The 375-nt window shown below is 44.5% G+C and carries 1 pseudogene; it reads right to left on the bottom strand.

Going from position 1 to position 375, the window contains the following annotated elements:
• Positions 1 to 375 (bottom strand): annotated as a pseudogene (locus UF05_RS16980) (IS3 family transposase); the annotation flags it as partial.

The raw sequence follows: 375 nt of genomic DNA, 5'->3' as shown, positions 1-375 counted from the left end.
GCTGCAATGGTTTTCACATTATGGCTATCACCGTTCTCAGCCAGCTCTTTCTGGATGCGCCTTGAACCATCTCGCCCCTTACTGTTGTCAAAAGCATCTTTAACCTTTGCATCAAACTCTTGGCGAGTTGCTTCGCGTTGAATACCCTTGTGGCGATGCTTAATCCAATAATAAAACCCACTTCGAGAAACCCTGAATACCTTAACCATGCGGACAACACTGAAGCACAGCAAGTGTTCAAGCATGAATTCATAGCAATCTACTTTAGATTTTTCGCGAAGTAGGTGGCGGCCTTTTTTACGATATCTAGCTCTTCTGCTTGTTCTGCCAACTGTCTTTTGAGTTTGGCTACTTCAGCAGCTAGCTCTTGTTCTC

This window comes from Vibrio sp. S457-15 (assembly GCF_000960545.1).
Taxonomy (GTDB): Bacteria; Pseudomonadota; Gammaproteobacteria; order Enterobacterales; family Vibrionaceae; genus Vibrio; species Vibrio parahaemolyticus.
The sequence above is the reverse complement of the archived record's forward strand: the minus strand, read 5'-3'. Positions and strand labels throughout refer to the sequence as shown.